Source organism: Mesorhizobium sp. M0074 (assembly GCF_040322975.1).
Lineage (GTDB): Bacteria > Pseudomonadota > Alphaproteobacteria > Rhizobiales > Rhizobiaceae > Mesorhizobium.
In genome coordinates this window covers 35,068-50,153 of the sequence record NZ_JAMYUM010000007.1, presented here as the reverse complement: position 1 = coordinate 50,153, position 15,086 = coordinate 35,068, and the positions used below count along the sequence as shown (strand labels likewise).

Here is a 15,086-nt window from a genome sequence, read left to right as displayed (position 1 = left end):
TTTCTTACTGGATGTCCCAGCGCTCGGGGTGAGCTGCGTAGGGGCCGCCGCCCGGCGCCGGCGTCCAGACGAAGTCATGCAGCTTGTTGGAGGCTACGCCATAGCGGTTGGCCACCCACAACGTCGCCCAGGGTAGCTCCTTGTTCATCACCTTGCAGACCCCCTGCCAGGATTGATCGAGCTTGGCCGGATCGGTTTGGCCTAGCGCGGCGTCCAATGCGGTGCTCAGATCGTCGAACTCGATGCGCATGGTGTTGAAGCCTGCCGGCGGGATCTGCGACTTGTTGAGGCCGGGATTGAGGCCGGCCGGGTTGGGGCCGTTCTGCAGGCCGGCATAGACCATCGGAAAGGCGTTCCAGTCCGGCGTGCCTTGCTTGTAGACGATGCCGTTGTAGGTCGGCGTATCGACGACCCGCGGCACCACATTGATGCCGACCTCGGCCAGCATCGACTGGACAGCGGCCATCACATTGGCCGCTTGCGGCGAGCCGTAATAGGTCAGCAAGGTGATCGGCTTGTCGCCGTTGATCTTGTCCCAGCCGGCCTCGCTCAGCAGCGCCTTGGCCTTTGCCGGATCGTAGGCATAGGGTTCGAGGCCTGCGGGAACGAGATGCGGCGCGACATAGCCGCAATTGGCTGGCTCGGCGGCACCGCCGTAGAGGCTGTCGATGATGGCGTTGCGATCGATCGCGTACATGATCGCCTGGCGGACACGGATATCCCTAAACAGGTCGACCTTCTGGTTCAGGCCGATATAGTTGACCACGTACGAGGCACCTTCGATCACCTTGAAATTGCTGTCGCTCTTGAACGATGCCGCATCGTCGGGCTCGACATAGGTGAACTGGATTTCGCCGGCACGGAGTGCGGCAACGGCCGCCGCCGGCGACTCGAAATAGCGGTTGATGAGCACGTCTACCTTCGGCTTGCCGCCGCGATAATCGTCATCGGCTGCCAGTTCGACATATTGGTCGGTCACGTAGCGCTTGAACTTGAACGGGCCGGTGCCGACCGGAGTGGTCGACCACCAGGTGCTTGTCGCCAGCGATTCCGGCGGCAGAGCGGCCAGGGCATGCTCCGGCAGGATCATCAGCTGCGAGAGGATGGATAGAAACGAGCCGTTCGGTTTCGATAGCTTCACCACTGCGGTGTGGTCATCCGGGGCATCGACCGAGGCGATGTTGGCGAGGCGGGCGGCAAACAGGCTGCCGGAGGCCTTGTTCTTGGCAAGCTCGAGGGTGAACTTGACGTCCTTCGAGGTGAACGGTTTGCCGTCATGCCAGGTCTCGTTGACCAGGTTGAACGTATAGCTCAGCTGGTCGTCGCTGATCTTGTAGTCCTTGGCGAGGTCGCCTTCGATATCGGCCAGCCCGGCATTGTAGATGACCAGCGGTTCAAAATAGGTGCTGATCCAGGTGTAGCCGCCGGTCGCCACCAGCGGGTTGAAGTTCTTGGGAAAACCGCCGGGACCGACGTCGAAGCCGCCCGCAATGGTCTTGGCGCTTTGTGCCTGGACACTGGTCAATGGGGCAATGCTGGCGAGCAGCAGCCCGGCGACTGAGAATGCGATGGTCCTGATACGCATGGTTTCCTCCCTTGGCATAGTCAGGTTGTTCTTCAGCTTGTTCGGTTTTTTGCGATAACCTGCTGGATCCCCCGGTAATGGTCGTCGAGCCGCCGACGCGCCTGGTCGACGTCCTTGGCGGCGACAGCCTCGACGATCTCGTGATGGTCGCGCCATGTCGCCAGCGGCGTCGGATTATCGAGATTGGTGAAATTCGAGGCCTTGTTGAACGCCGTCCAGAAGATGTCGATCAGCGCGCTCAGCATGTGATTGTTCTGGCAGCGGAACAGCAGCTGATGGAATTGCTGGTCCTCTTCGGCGAAGCTCTCATGGCGCTCGGCACGTTGCCGCATGCGCTCGGTCAACTGGCGCAGCGCCTCGATGTCCTCGGCACTGATCATCTCGATCGTCTTGGCGATGAGGCCGGTTTCCAGCACGCGACGGATTTCGCGCAGCTCTTCGACATCGCGCAGCGAATCCTGCAAACCGTAGGCCAGGTTATCCAGCAGCGGCTTGAACGAGAACTCCTTGACGAACACGCCGATGCCGCGTCGCGTCTCCAGGATGCCGATCGATTCCAGCGCCTTGATGGCTTCCCGCACGGAGTTGCGGCCGACGCCGAGCCGCTGCGCCAGGAACGTCTCCGGCGGCAGGGGATCGCCTGCCTTGAGCTGGTTGCTTTCGATATAGGCCCTGAGGCTTTCCTGCACGGTGACGTAAAGCAGCGGCGGTCTGCTCAACGGTTCGATCGACTTCAGTTCCGCCATCCCACTGCCTTCATCATCCGCTGAAGCTTGCCCGCCGCTTGTCGTATAGCCACTTGTAGGATATCCTGCAAGCCCATAACAAAGCTGCTGCCTCCGAATGAAGATTACCCTCGCCGGCTCGAGCCACTGGCACGCCGAAATACACCTCGACGCCGCACGCTTTTACGGCACGGAGATCACCGGTATCTGGGACGAGGATCCTGGCCAAGCGCAAGCGTTCGCCGCGCATCACGACCTGCCGTTTATCGAAGATTTCAAGGAGATACTCTCCAGCCCGCCGGATGTGATCCTGTTGATGGGGCACCCTTCGATGGTGCCGGCGCGGGCACGTGCGATCATCGCGGCAAGGATACCGCTGATCCTGGAGAAGCCGGCGGCCAGCCATACGAGGGAACTGATGGCGCTGCGCGACCTTGCCAGGCAGCACCAGGCTTTTGTCGCTGTTCCCCTGCCCAACCGTTTCGGGCCGGCCGTTGCCGGCCTTGAACGGCTGCGCCGGCAAGGTCGCGCCGGCCCCGTGGCGCATTGCCAGTTCCGGCTGGTCAACGGCCCGCCGCAACGCTACATCGCCGACGGTGTCGCCTGGGTGCTCGACCCGGCGGTTGGTGGCGGGGGTGCGTTGAGGAATCTCGGCATACACGGCGTCGACGCGGCACTCAGCCTCGCAACCGGCAAGCTCGGCCTGAAAAGCGTTTCGATCGCGAACCGCATCCATCCCGGCCCGGTCGAGGATCACGCACTTCTGGTGCTGGAAGACGAGGCCGGCGCGCTGTTCATCGTCGAGGCCGGTTACACCTTTGCTTCGATGCGCCCCGGCGGTGACTTCGAGTGGCGCATCGTCAGTGCCAATGCCACCCTCATCGATCATGGCGACCATGTTATCTGCGCAACGCTCGACGACGCGGCAATCGTCGACTTGCCGGTCGAACTGCCGGCAACGCGCTATCGTCTGTTCATGCGCGATACGCTTGACCGGCTGGCCAGAAAGGCGCCTCCGCCGGTGTCCATCGAAGATTATGTTGCGGCGATGTCGCTGATCGACGCCGCTTATCAAAAGGCAGGACCATGATTGGAATAGGAATTATCGGCGCCGGCGATTTCGGCGCAGCCCATGCGCGGGCAATCCGCGAGGTTGGAAATATTCGCCTCGTCGCGTCCTGCCGGGGAAATACCGATGCGTTGGAGCGATTCACCGCCGAATATGGCGGCCGCGGCTACACTGATTGGCGCAAGCTGCTGGACGACAAGGAGGTGGATGCGGTCCTCATTGCCAGCCCGCACCATCTCCATGCCGAAATGGCCATCGGCGCGGCAAAGGCCGGCAAGCATATCCTGCTCGAAAAACCGATGGCGCCGACGGTGGCCGCCTGCGATGCGATCAACGCCGCCGTGGCCGATAGCGGCGTCAAGCTGATGGTCGCCCACCTTATGCATTTCGCCCTGCCCTGCATGGCGGCCAGGCAAATTCTGGAGGAAGGAGCGCTCGGCCGGCCGCTCGCCGGATCGAGCTGGATCATCAAGCTGTGGATGGAGCACAATCGCCGCGACTGGCATCTGCGCAAGGCGACCGGCGGCGGCATGCTGTTGACGGCCGGCATCCACGCGGTCGATCGCCTGGTCTGGCTGATGGATGACGATGTCGTGTCGGTGAGCGGCATGCTCGGCGCCAAGTTCCATGACCAGGAAGCAGACGACAGCGCTCTGCTCGGATTGCGCTTCGCCGGCGGCGGCATCGGCCAGGTGCAGAGCGTCGGCTATCGCACCGGCGCCACCACCTATGCCATGGATCTGGTCTGCGAGCGGGGAACGCTGCGCATCGACATGGACCGCGGCACCATGCTTGGCCGCGAGACGGTCTGGACCGAGCTGCCCGGTTCCTTTGAGCCGAACTGGATGCATAACGCGCTGGTGCGCGAATGGAACGCAATGCGCGATGCCATTGCCGATGACACGCCTGTGCCGGTCGACGGCATCTATGCGCGCAAGATCATCGCTATTATCGAGGCTGCCTTCGCGTCGAACGAAACCCGCCGCGAACACGAGATCGCCGGTGGACGCTGACCTCGACGACCATCTGGCCCGCTTGCCCGCACACGCACCGCGCGGCATCTGGGGCGCGGTGATGCTGGCCATCGACGATCGCGGAGCGATCGACTGGCAGGCGACGGAAGAGACGATCGCCCGACTCTGCGCCTCAGGCGTCGACGGCGTCTATTCCAATGGCACGGCCTGCGAATTCCATTGCCAGACCGAGCCCGAATTCGACCGGCTTTGTGAGTTGGTCGCAACCATAGCCGGCCGCGCGCGCCTTCCTTTCCAGATCGGCATCAGCCAGTCCAATCCGCGCGTTGCGCTGGAGCGACTGACGCGGGTCGCCGGACTTCGCCCGGCGGCGGTGCAGTTCACGCTGCCCGACTGGTGGCCGCCCAGCGACGACGAGGTCATGCGCTTTGCCGGCGGCCTGTGCGACGCCGCGCCTGAAACGCCGCTGGTGCTCTACAATCCGCCGCACGCCAAGCGCCACCTGACGCTCGACGGCATCGCCAGTCTGCGTGCGGCCTTGCCATCGCTGGTCGGCGCCAAGCTGCCGGGCGGCGACGCCGGCTGGTATGCCGACATGCGCCGCAAACTGGACGGATTTTCCGTCTTCGTCCCCGGCCACACGCTGGCAGCAGGCTATGCTGGAGGGGCCCATGGCAGCTATTCCAACGTTGCCTGCCTCAACCCGAAGGGCGCGATGATGTGGTGGCAGATAATCCGCACCGACATGGCCGCCGCTGCCGAGGTCGAGGCCCGCACAAAGGCCTTCCTCGCCGCACATGTCCTACCGTTTCGCACCCGTTACAATGTCGGTGATGCAGCACTCGATAAGGCGATGGCGGCGGCCGGCGGCTGGGCGCCGCTCGGCCCACGACTGCTCTGGCCCTACAGCTCCGTTCCCGATCAGGAAATACCGACGCTGGCCAGGGCGGCTCACGCGGCTTTCCCGGAATGGTGGTAGACCTGTCACCAAGGCGCGGGACGACGGAGGCTCTTCAGCAGCCGGCGCGTGCTCCCTGTGTCGCGCGTGACGCAAACGCCCCCGGCTGAGGGACATCGGCCTCGCGCCGTGCCAGCGAATTGCGCAGCAGTGCGATCGCCTCGCGGCTGGCGGTCGCAATCTCGCGTGGCCTGTCGATGCCGACGATCATGAACTCCTTGATCCCCAAAGCGGCGTAGGAAAGCAGCGAAAGCGCGACCTGCGCCGGCGGCCCGGCAAGTTCGAGCGCCTTCTGGCAGGAAGCGGCCGGTTTGTCTTCCGAACGGATTCGGACGGGAAGCGCGAAACGCAGCTTGCCGGCCCGGCCGTGTTCGGCAGCAGCGCCGCGTACGCGCTCCATTGACTGGCGGATTTCTGCAAGTGAGCCAGGCGCCAGCTCGAACACGTCCGCATGCCTGCCCGCGACCCTGAGCGCAGTGCCCGACTGCCCGCCCATGCGGATGATCACATCGGCACCATGCGGCCCCTTGCGCGGCACATAGCCGCCTTTGATGCTGTAAAAGGTGCCTTCATGGTCGAACGGCCTGTCGTTCGACCACAACCGCTTCAGCAGCACCAGATATTCGTCGATGCGTTGCCAGACCACCGTATGGCCGGCCGGACGTGCCTCGGCATCGTCGTCGCTCAGCGGCTCGCTGAGCATCCTGAGCGACAGCCGGCCACCGCTTCTCGCGTCGAGGGCAGCGAGCTGCCGCGCCGCCACGGTTGGTTCGATCACGCCTGCCCAATGCGTGAGCACGACCTCCAGGGACGAGGTCCGGTCCAGCGTCTGGGCGGCAAGGTCCATATTGGTCAGCAGCCCGGCCTGGTCGTCGATGACGATCTTCCGGAATCCGGCATCCTCGATCAGTGACAGCTTCGTCGCGGTCTCGACAAAGTCGTAGAAAAAGCTGGCGTTGGTGGCGTGGATCTTACCGGGAACATGCGTGAACTCGATTGGCATTGCCATCTCCTCCATCACGTTGGAATCAGGGCGCGCAAAAGCGCACCGACATTCGGTTCATCAACTCCGGAATTTCTGCAAACGGCAGGCCGCTGTCCCGAGGAAGCCTCGATGATCAGAGCCTTGACAATCAGGGGATCAGCCCCAGTACCACTGCCCCGGTGAATACAAACGCAAGGGCAAAGACGAGATAGGCGAAAGCGCCGGCATAGGCCGGCCGCCACACCTGGTCGGAACCCAGCCTTTGGCCTTTGCGGGCAGTCTGAGCGTTCTGGCTATAGGACATATCGACCTCCGTCTCGGCGCTTAATCTATAAAATCAGTAGACTTTGTCGAGTGCTATTTTCGCGCGATCCTTAGAACAATTTTCTCCAAATGATAGACACATTAGTGCTTTTACTGCTTAGCGCTGCCTTTCGAGGCATGCCAGGGTGACGGCAGGAAACGTCAGGTCCATGTGTCTGTGGCTCCTTGGCCATCCAATGGATGAGGGATAGCATCGCTTCAGCGGAAAGCCGCGACGTCACGGCAAGGCAGCAGGGAGCAAACCATGGGCACAAGACTGGCCGGCAAGGTCGCCATCATTTCGGGCGGCGCGACGGGAATGGGCGGTGCGGCCTCGGAGCTTTTCGCGGCCGAGGGCGCCAAGGTGGCGATCGTCGACCGCAACGGCGAAGCGGCGGCGGCCACCGCAGCGGCGATCAGGCAACGCGGCCATGTCGCCGAGCACTGGGTCGCCGACGTATCGGATGAGGCGCAGGTCGAAGCGGCGGTGAAGGGCGCGACGGAAAAATTCGGCCCGGTCACGGTTCTGTTCAACCACGCCGGCACCCTCGTCATCAAACCCTTCCTGGAGACCACGCTGCAGGAATGGGACTGGCTGCATGCCGTCAATGTGCGTTCGATGTTCCTGATGACGCGTGCCGTGCTGCCCGGCATGATCGCCGCCGGCGGCGGTTCCATCGTCTGCACCTCGTCGATCTCGGCGGTGGCGGCGACGCCGATGGAGGTGCTTTACGACACCACCAAGGGCGCCTGCCATATGTTCGCGCGTGCCATCGCCGTCGAGTTCCGCGACCGCAACATCCGCTGCAATGCGGTCTGTCCAGGCTTCATCAGGACACCGCATGGCCTGCGCGAGGTCGCCGATCTCGACAAACTCGGCGTCGATGTCTCCGACGCGGCAATGGCGGCGCAACAAGGGCGGATCGGCGAGCCGGAAGAGGTCGCGAAGGCAGCCCTGTTCCTGGCCAGCGACGAGGCCAGCTTCGTCAACGGCGCCCATCTGTTCGTCGATAACGGCTTCACCGCGATGTGAAAGGCGAAGCGCCGCTACCGCTCTTCGCGCCGGAACGGCTTGAGCAGCGCCGACGGGGCCACCGCATTGCGCGACATCACCGCCATAGCGACGATGGTGAAGATGAACGGCAGCATCAGGAACGTCTCGTAGGGGATATGGCCAAGCCCGCTCGCCTGCATGCGCAACTGCAAGGCATCGACGAAAGCAAACAGCAATGCCGCGCCTGCCGATCGCCACGGATCCCAGCGGCCGAAAACGACGAGCGCGATTGCCACCCAGCCGCGCCCCGAAACCACGCCAAAGGTGAAGGCGTTGAATTGCGCCATCGACAGGAAGGCACCGGCCAGCCCCATCAAGGCACCGCCGAGGATCACCGCCTGGAAGCGTGTTGCAATGACGCTGACGCCGGCCGAATCGGCGGCGCGCGGGTTTTCACCGACCATGCGGACCGACAAGCCCCACGGCGTGCGGTAGAGCACGAAGGCGGCCAGCGGTATGGCCAGCATCGCCATGTAGACCAGCGAGAACTGGTTGAACACCGCCGGCCCAAGCACCGGAATGCCGGACAGGATCGGGATCGGCAGCGTCTCGAATCCCTTGATGTTCGGCGGTACCGATTGCTGGCCGAAGATCAGCCGGTAGAGGAAATAGGCAAGGCCGGAGCTAAACAGCGTCACGCCGATGCCGCAGACATGCTGGCTGAGGCCGAGCGCTACAGTGAACAGCGCGTGCACGGCGCCCATCAGCGCCCCGGTCAGCACCGCCGCTAGCACGCCAAGCCAGAGGCTGCCGCTGAGGCTCGCCGCGGTGAAGCCGGTCATCGCCGACAAAAGCATGATGCCTTCGATGCCGAGATTGAGCACCCCGGCGCGCTCGGAGAACATCTCGCCCAGCGTCGCGAAGGCTAGCGGCGTGGCGATGCGGATGATCGCGGCAAGGAAGCCGACCTGGAAGATCTGTTCCAGCACCACGCTCATTTGGCTATTCCCACGCGACGGATGCGATAGGCGGTGAACAGCAGCGCCACCAGCATGGCGAGCAGCGCAGTTCCCTGGATGACATCGCTGAGGAAGGCCGGAACGCCGGTCGCCCGCGACATCGCCTCGGCGCCGGTCATGACGGCGGCAAGGAAGATCGCCGCCGGCACCACGCCGAGCGGATTGAGCCTCGCCAGCATGGCGACGACGATGCCGGAATAGCCATAGCCCGGCGAGATGTCGCTCATCACCTGGAAATGCACGCCGCCGACCTCGCCGACGCCCGCAAGGCCGGCCAATGCGCCAGACAGCAGCGCCGTCGAAATCAGCACCCGCTCGACATTGATGCCGCCATAGCGCGCCGCCTCGGGGTTTTCGCCGGTGACCCTGATGCGGAAGCCGAGCGTCGTGCGCGCGACCACGAACCAGATCACCGGTGCGGCGACCAGCGCCGCGACGACGCCGAGATGCAGCCGCGTGCCTTCGAGCAGCACCGGAAAATTGGCCGTATCCTCGATCGGCGGCGAGATCGGGTAGCCGCTGAAACTGTCCTTCCATGGCCCCTCGATCAGCGCCATCAATGCATAGAAAATGACCGAGTTGAGCAGCAGTGAGCTGACCACGTCATCGACCCTGAATTTTACCCGCAGCGTGGCGGGGATCAGGGCGACGGCCGCGCCGGCGGCAGCGCCCGCCAGCGCCATCAGCAGCATGGCGAGCGGCCCCGGCATCGGGATTGCACCGACGGCACAGCTCGCCACCGCACCAGCCAGCAATTGCCCTTCGGCGCCGATGTTCCAGAATTTGGCGCGGAAGGCGACCGCCACGGCCAGTCCGGTGAAGATCATCGGCGCGGCACGCACCAGCGTTTCGGTGACGGCGTAGCTGTCGCCCAGCGACGCCGAAAACATCACGCCATAGGCCTCGACGACGCCGGCGCCGGCCAGTGCGATGAGGCCGCTGCACAGGATCAGCGTCGCGCCGATTGCGAGCAGCGGCAGCGCCAGATTGAACCAGGCGGGCGTTGAGGTGCGGGCCTCGAGACGGAACATCAGGCATGGCCCTCCGCGCCGGTCATCATCAACCCGAGTCTGGCGATGCTGGCGTCGGCGCTGTCCAGCGTGCCGACGATGCGGCCCTCATACATCACCGCGATACGATCCGAGAGCATCAGCAACTCTTCCAGATCCTCGCCGATGACGACGATGCCGCAGCCCTTGGCGCGCATGTCGAGGAATTTTTCGTGGATGAAGCGCGCAGCGCCGATGTCGAGGCCGCGAGTCGGCTGCGAAACGATCAGCACCTTCGGATCGAAAGCGAGTTCGCGCGCCAGAAGCGCCTTTTGCAGATTGCCGCCGGAAAGCGCCCCGGCGCGCGTCATCGGCCCGGGGCAACGTATATCGTAGGCCTTGATCTGCGCCTCGGCGAAGGCGCGGATCGCATCCGGCTTGAGCAGGCCGTTGCGGCTGAACGCCGCCGTGCCGATGCGCGGCAGCACCATCGAATCGGCAAGCGGCAGATTGGTGACCAGCCCGGTCGTCATGCGGTCTTCCGGGATGCGGCCGAGGCCGAGCGCCTGGACTGTGCTCGGCGAGAACCGCGAAACCGTTTTGCCGGCTATGGTCATCTTCCCGGCATCGGGCGCACGCACGCCGGAGATGACCTCGGCAAGCGCGCGCTGGCCATTGCCGGAGACGCCGGCGATGCCAAGGATCTCGCCGCCACGAACCGACAGCGAAACATCGCGCAGCGCCATGCCGGAATGATGCAATGTCGAGATACCGTCGAGGGTCAGCACGGCCGCACCGGGCATCGACGGTCCTCTGGCCGGAGGCACGATCTCGTGGCCGCACATCAGCCGCGCCATCTCCGAGGACGTGGTGCTGGCCGGCGCATCGACGCGGCCGGCAACGCGCCCATGCCGGAGCACGACGCAGCGATGCGTCAGCGCCCGCACCTCGGTGAGCTTATGCGAGATGAAGATGATGCCGAGCCCTTGTGCCGCCATCGAGCGCAGCGCCGAAAACAGCCCGTCGACCTCGGTTGGTGCCAACACCGCCGTCGGCTCGTCGAGGATCAGCAGCCTTGCGCCGCGAAACAGCGCCTTGACGATTTCGAGCCGCTGTTGCTCGCCGACCGACAGCGCCGAGACGGGGAGGTCCGGGTCGAGCGTCAGCCCGTGCTGGCGGCCGATCTCGGCGAGCCGCGCCAGCCCGCCGGCGCGGTCGATCCGGCCCGATCTGCCGGGAATGCCGATCAAGAGGTTCTCCAGCACCGAAAGCCGCGGTGCGAGATGAAAATGCTGGTGCACCATGCCGATGCCGGCGGCCAGCGCATCGGCCGAACTGTTGATCGCCACCGACCGGCCCTGCACCAGGATCTCGCCGGCATCGGGCGCATAGGCGCCGAACAGCACGTTCATCAGCGTCGTCTTGCCGGCGCCGTTTTCGCCGAGCAGCCCGAGGATTTCACCCGGCGCGACGCTGAGATCGACGGCCTCGTTCGCCTTGACGGCGCCAAAGCTCTTGGAGATGCCGCGCATTTCGATGAGAGGGGCAGGCGTTGACAAGGGTGCTCCCGATCGGAATTGGCTTTACGATTCAGCTTTGATCGACGGGAATGCGCTGCACCCCCCTCTGGCCTGCCGGCCATCTCCCCCTCAAGGGGGGAGATCGGATGTCACTTCGGCTTTCGCAAATCGTCAGCGCTGAAGAGGAGGGCGCTGTCGGCGAAGCTGCTAATCTCCCCCCTTGAGGGGGAGATGGCCGGCAGGCCAGAGGGGGGTGCGACAAGCACCAACCCCAAAAGACAGAGCCCTAATCCGAGACCGGCGTATTCTCATCGACGTCGACGCGGAAATTGCCGTCGAGGATCTCTGCCTTCTTCTTCTCGACCAGTTCCTTGACCTCGGCCGGCAGCGTCTTGTCGAACTTGTGGTAGGGCGCGAGGTAGGAGCCGCCCTTGGCCATGCGCGAGAAATCGCCGTAATCCTGCGCGGTGAAGACGCCGGCCTTGACCAGCTTGATCGCCTGCTCGACGGTCGGATACATGTCCCAGACCGGCCCGGTGATCACGGTGTCGGGGCCGAGGCTCGACTGGTCCGACATGTTGGAGATGGCGAGGATCTTCTTCTCCGCCGCCGCTTCGATGACGCCGAAGCGCTCGGCATAGATGACGTCGACGCCGGCATCGATCTGGGCGACGGCCGCTTCCTTTGCTTTTGGCGGATCGAAGAACGAGCCGATGAAGGCGACCTTCTTCTTGATGTCGGGATTGACCTCCCTGGCGCCGGCAAAGAAAGCGTTGACCAGCCGGTTCACTTCCGGAATGCCCATCGCCGCGACGGCGCCGACCGTGCCTGACTTCGACATCTTTCCGGCGATCATGCCGGACAGATAGGCCGGCTCGTGAATCCAGTTGTCGAAGACGCCGAAATTCGGCTCGGCCGGCCCGGCGCCGGAGCCGAACAGGAAGGCGGTCTTCGGGAACTGCTTGGCGGTCCTGCGCGATTCGCGCTCGGCGGCGAAGGCATCGCCCAGCACCAGCTCATAGCCGCCCTGCGCATATTCGCGCATGACGCGGCTGAAATCGGCCGTCTGCACCTTCTCCGACCATTTGTATTCGATGCCGAGTTCCTTCTCGGCCTTCTGCAGGGCAACGTGGATCTGGTTGTCCCACGGCTCCTCGATCGGCGTGGCGAAGATCGCCGCCACTTTCAGCTTCTTGGTCTTGGCAAAGGCGCTGCCCGGCAGCATCGCCGCCGCCAGGCCGAGCGCGCCCAACTCCAGCACGTTGCGGCGCGAAAGCCCTTCGCGTTTCGATTGGATTCTGCTCTTTTTGTTGTCCATTGCATGCCCCTCTGTTCGACAGCCATGTCGAGCCGGCTGTTCGGAAAATATAAAGACAGGGAACTATGGAACGACGCCGGACCTTTGTCCACATGGTCAAATTTCGGGTAATGTCTCAGTTTGAAATTTGACGCGATTGAACGTGCCGCAATAGCCGAAGGACGTAAGGCTCTATTTCAAGCCTTCGCGCGGTTGAAAGAATGCTTTCCCACGTTTTTTGCGGTTCATGGCCATTTGCGATCAAGCTCGGCGCGTTGTGAAAGGCGTCCGCGAGCATCCGTGCCTTTTCCGGTTTGTCAGTCCCTCGAATTTCGACGAGAACATAATGCAGAATTATGAGGATTGTATCGTTGGTAATGGGTTGAGGATCGCTCAATTCAAACAGCTTTCTTGCAAGGGCCACACTTTCCCGGCCTAGGCGCAACGGTGTCCATCATTTCGCAAGGATCGCCCATTGACCAGAGCGTCTTTCGCATATCGGGCAAACGAGATAGGCGGCGCCAGGGCTCTGCCCCAGGGCGGCCAAAAGATCAAACGCGTTCGAGCGCCACGGCGATGCCCTGGCCGACACCGATGCACATGGTGGCGAGCGCGTATCTGGCGCCGCGTTCACGCAGCTCCAGCGCCGCCGTGCCTGATATGCGCGCACCCGACATGCCGAGCGGATGGCCGAGCGCGATGGCACCGCCATTCGGGTTGACGTGCTCCGCATCCTCGGCAATGCCGAGCTGGCGCAGCACGGCGATGCCTTGCGAGGCGAAGGCCTCGTTGAGCTCGACGACGTCGAACTGTTGCGGCTCCAGGCCGAGCCGGGCACACAGCTTCTGCGTGGCCGGCACCGGACCGATGCCCATGATGCGCGGAGCGACGCCGGCGGTGGCACCGCCCAGAATACGGGCGATCGGCGTCAACCCGTATCTTTTCGCGGCTGCTTCCGAGGCGACGATCAGCGCCGCGGCGCCGTCATTGACGCCCGAAGCATTGCCGGCCGTAACCGTGCCGCCTTGCCGGAACGGCGTCGGCAACTTGGCCAACGCTTCGATCGACGTGCCCCCGCGGGGATGCTCATCTCTGTCGACAACGACCGGATCGCCCTTGCGCTGCGCGATCGTCACCGGCGTGATTTCCTTTGCCAGCCGGCCGCTGGCTTGTGCGGCTACAGCCTTGTCCTGGCTGCGCACGGCAAATGCGTCCTGGTCGGCGCGGGAGACAGCGAACTCTTCCGCCACGTTCTCGCCGGTCTCCGGCATCGAATCGACGCCGTATTGCTTCTTCATCAGCGGATTGATGAAGCGCCAGCCGATCGTGGTGTCGTAAATCTCGGCATTGCGCGAAAAGGCGGTCTCTGCCTTCGGCAGCACGAACGGAGCGCGGCTCATCGATTCGACGCCGCCTGATATCATCAGCTCCGCCTCGCCGGCCTTGATGGCGCGGGCAGCAATCATCACCGCATCCATGCCCGAACCGCAGAGACGGTTGACGGTCGAGCCCGAAACCTCCTTCGGCAGGCCGGCCAGCAGCAGCGCCATGCGCGCCACATTGCGGTTGTCCTCGCCGGCCTGGTTGGCGCAGCCATAGACGATGTCGTCGATGGCAGCCCAATCAATGCCTGGATTGCGCTCGATCAGCGCCCTCAGAGGTATCGCGCCGAGATCGTCGGTACGGACCGCCGACAACGAACCGCCGAAGCGTCCGATCGGCGTGCGGATGTAGTCGCAGATATAGGCCTCGGCCATTATGCAGCCTTCCCGTTTGCGCTGATGATTTCTGCTCCCGACCCAGCCATGTTGGCCGCATTCTCCTTGAGACGAAAGCACATCTCGCCGCCGGCCGTTAGTCCAAAGAGAATTTCAGCTGCCGCCCGCCGGGAGCGGCGGATCAGCCGATGCTTTCTCCACCGTCGATCACCAGCGCCTGACCGGTCATGAAGGACGAGCGGTCGGAGACGAGGAACAGGATCGCTTCGGCGATTTCCTCCGCGCTGGCCCAGCGCTGCATGGGAATCTTGGTGCGGACATAGTTCTCGATCGCCGCCCGCCCGCCCATCTGCGCGATGAACGGCTCGTTGAAGGGCGTATCGACCCAGCCGGGGCACAGCGCGTTGATGCGGACATTGTGTTTGGCATAGTCGAGCGACATCTGCCGGGTCATCGCCACCACTGCATGTTTTGACGTTGCGTAGGCGATCATTTCGCGGTCGTAGAACACACCCGAATTCGAGGCGGTATTCAGGATCACCCCGCCGCCTTGCGCGATCATCGACGGCATGACCAGCCTGGCCGCGAGGAACTGCGCCCGCACATTGATCCGCCAGGAGGCATCCATGCCGTCGGCGCCGACTTCGGTCAGCGTGCCGCCGACCTGGATCCCGGCATGATTGTGCAGGATGTCGATCCGCCGATGCCGGCCCAGCGTTCCCGCAATGAGCTGCTCGACCGCCGCATCCTCGCCGACGTCGGTGGCGACGGCCTCGGCCCGACCGCCGGCCGCACGAATGTCGGAAGCGGTTGCTTCCCCCGCCGCCTGGTCCCTGTCGGCGATCACCACGAGCGCGCCTTCCCTGGCCATCATCATGGCGCCGGCACGCCCGATCCCCGACCCGGCACCCGTCACCACGGCGATGCGATCTCTCAGAATCATGTTTTTT

Annotated in this window: 14 protein-coding genes; 4 read left to right on the top strand and 10 right to left on the bottom strand. The window is 63.9% G+C overall.

The genetic code is table 11. The features are described 5' to 3' along the window. Window positions 1-4: 4 nt before the first annotated feature. The gene (locus NKJ73_RS11620; RefSeq protein WP_352569474.1) at window positions 5-1,585 is read right to left on the bottom strand and encodes an ABC transporter substrate-binding protein; all 1,581 of its coding nucleotides are present in this window, start codon (window positions 1,583-1,585) and stop codon (window positions 5-7) included. Between the two features lie 32 nt (window positions 1,586-1,617). Beyond that, window positions 1,618-2,331: a FadR/GntR family transcriptional regulator gene (locus tag NKJ73_RS11615; RefSeq protein WP_352569473.1), complete on the bottom strand. Its 714-nt coding sequence runs from the start codon at window positions 2,329-2,331 to the stop codon at window positions 1,618-1,620. Window positions 2,332-2,428: 97 nt separating this feature from the next. Between NKJ73_RS11615 and NKJ73_RS11610 the strand changes: the two genes are divergently transcribed. From NKJ73_RS11610 to NKJ73_RS11600, 3 genes are read left to right on the top strand one after another with little or no spacing between them, the layout of a single operon-like run. Next, window positions 2,429-3,400: a Gfo/Idh/MocA family protein gene (locus NKJ73_RS11610; protein WP_031212079.1), complete on the top strand. Its 972-nt coding sequence runs from the start codon at window positions 2,429-2,431 to the stop codon at window positions 3,398-3,400. Further along, entirely contained in the window at window positions 3,397-4,392 is a 996-nt protein-coding gene (locus NKJ73_RS11605; protein WP_352569472.1) for a Gfo/Idh/MocA family protein, read from the top strand. The genes NKJ73_RS11610 and NKJ73_RS11605 overlap by 4 nt, the downstream gene beginning before the upstream one ends. Then, on the top strand, window positions 4,382-5,332 hold the full coding sequence (locus tag NKJ73_RS11600; RefSeq protein ID WP_352569471.1) for a dihydrodipicolinate synthase family protein: 951 nt from the start codon (window positions 4,382-4,384) through the stop codon (window positions 5,330-5,332). The genes NKJ73_RS11605 and NKJ73_RS11600 overlap by 11 nt, the downstream gene beginning before the upstream one ends. 34 nt (window positions 5,333-5,366) lie before the next feature. Here the strand turns inward: NKJ73_RS11600 and NKJ73_RS11595 are convergent, their stop codons facing one another. Beyond that, on the bottom strand, window positions 5,367-6,314 hold the full coding sequence (locus NKJ73_RS11595) for an LLM class flavin-dependent oxidoreductase (protein WP_352569470.1): 948 nt from the start codon (window positions 6,312-6,314) through the stop codon (window positions 5,367-5,369). Window positions 6,315-6,444: 130 nt separating this feature from the next. Next, window positions 6,445-6,600: a hypothetical protein gene (locus NKJ73_RS11590; RefSeq protein ID WP_023678176.1), complete on the bottom strand. Its 156-nt coding sequence runs from the start codon at window positions 6,598-6,600 to the stop codon at window positions 6,445-6,447. A gap of 264 nt (window positions 6,601-6,864) precedes the next feature. Here NKJ73_RS11590 and NKJ73_RS11585 point away from each other — a divergent pair, with 264 nt between their 5' ends. Continuing rightward, window positions 6,865-7,632 carry an SDR family NAD(P)-dependent oxidoreductase gene (locus tag NKJ73_RS11585; protein ID WP_352470743.1) on the top strand — a complete coding sequence of 256 codons (768 nt, stop codon included), beginning with the start codon at window positions 6,865-6,867 and terminating at the stop codon, window positions 7,630-7,632. A 14-nt stretch (window positions 7,633-7,646) separates the two neighbouring features. Here NKJ73_RS11585 and NKJ73_RS11580 read toward each other — a convergent pair whose 3' ends face one another. The 6 genes from NKJ73_RS11580 to NKJ73_RS11555 form a co-directional block, all read right to left on the bottom strand. Continuing rightward, window positions 7,647-8,591, bottom strand: a complete 945-nt coding sequence (locus tag NKJ73_RS11580; protein ID WP_352569468.1) for an ABC transporter permease — start codon at window positions 8,589-8,591, stop codon at window positions 7,647-7,649. Then, window positions 8,588-9,643 carry an ABC transporter permease gene (locus NKJ73_RS11575; protein WP_352470745.1) on the bottom strand — a complete coding sequence of 352 codons (1,056 nt, stop codon included), beginning with the start codon at window positions 9,641-9,643 and terminating at the stop codon, window positions 8,588-8,590. Before NKJ73_RS11575 ends, NKJ73_RS11580 begins: the two co-directional genes overlap by 4 nt. Then, window positions 9,643-11,133: an ABC transporter ATP-binding protein gene (locus NKJ73_RS11570; protein ID WP_502896697.1), complete on the bottom strand. Its 1,491-nt coding sequence runs from the start codon at window positions 11,131-11,133 to the stop codon at window positions 9,643-9,645. The genes NKJ73_RS11575 and NKJ73_RS11570 overlap by 1 nt, the downstream gene beginning before the upstream one ends. 274 nt (window positions 11,134-11,407) lie before the next feature. Further along, window positions 11,408-12,439 (bottom strand): BMP family protein, encoded by a 1,032-nt coding sequence (locus tag NKJ73_RS11565; RefSeq protein WP_023678180.1) that lies wholly within the window; start codon window positions 12,437-12,439, stop codon window positions 11,408-11,410. Window positions 12,440-12,969: 530 nt separating this feature from the next. Next, window positions 12,970-14,175, bottom strand: a complete 1,206-nt coding sequence (pcaF, locus tag NKJ73_RS11560) for a 3-oxoadipyl-CoA thiolase (RefSeq protein WP_023678182.1) — start codon at window positions 14,173-14,175, stop codon at window positions 12,970-12,972. Window positions 14,176-14,317: 142 nt separating this feature from the next. After that, window positions 14,318-15,079: an SDR family NAD(P)-dependent oxidoreductase gene (locus tag NKJ73_RS11555; RefSeq protein WP_023678183.1), complete on the bottom strand. Its 762-nt coding sequence runs from the start codon at window positions 15,077-15,079 to the stop codon at window positions 14,318-14,320. Window positions 15,080-15,086: the final 7 nt, after the last annotated feature.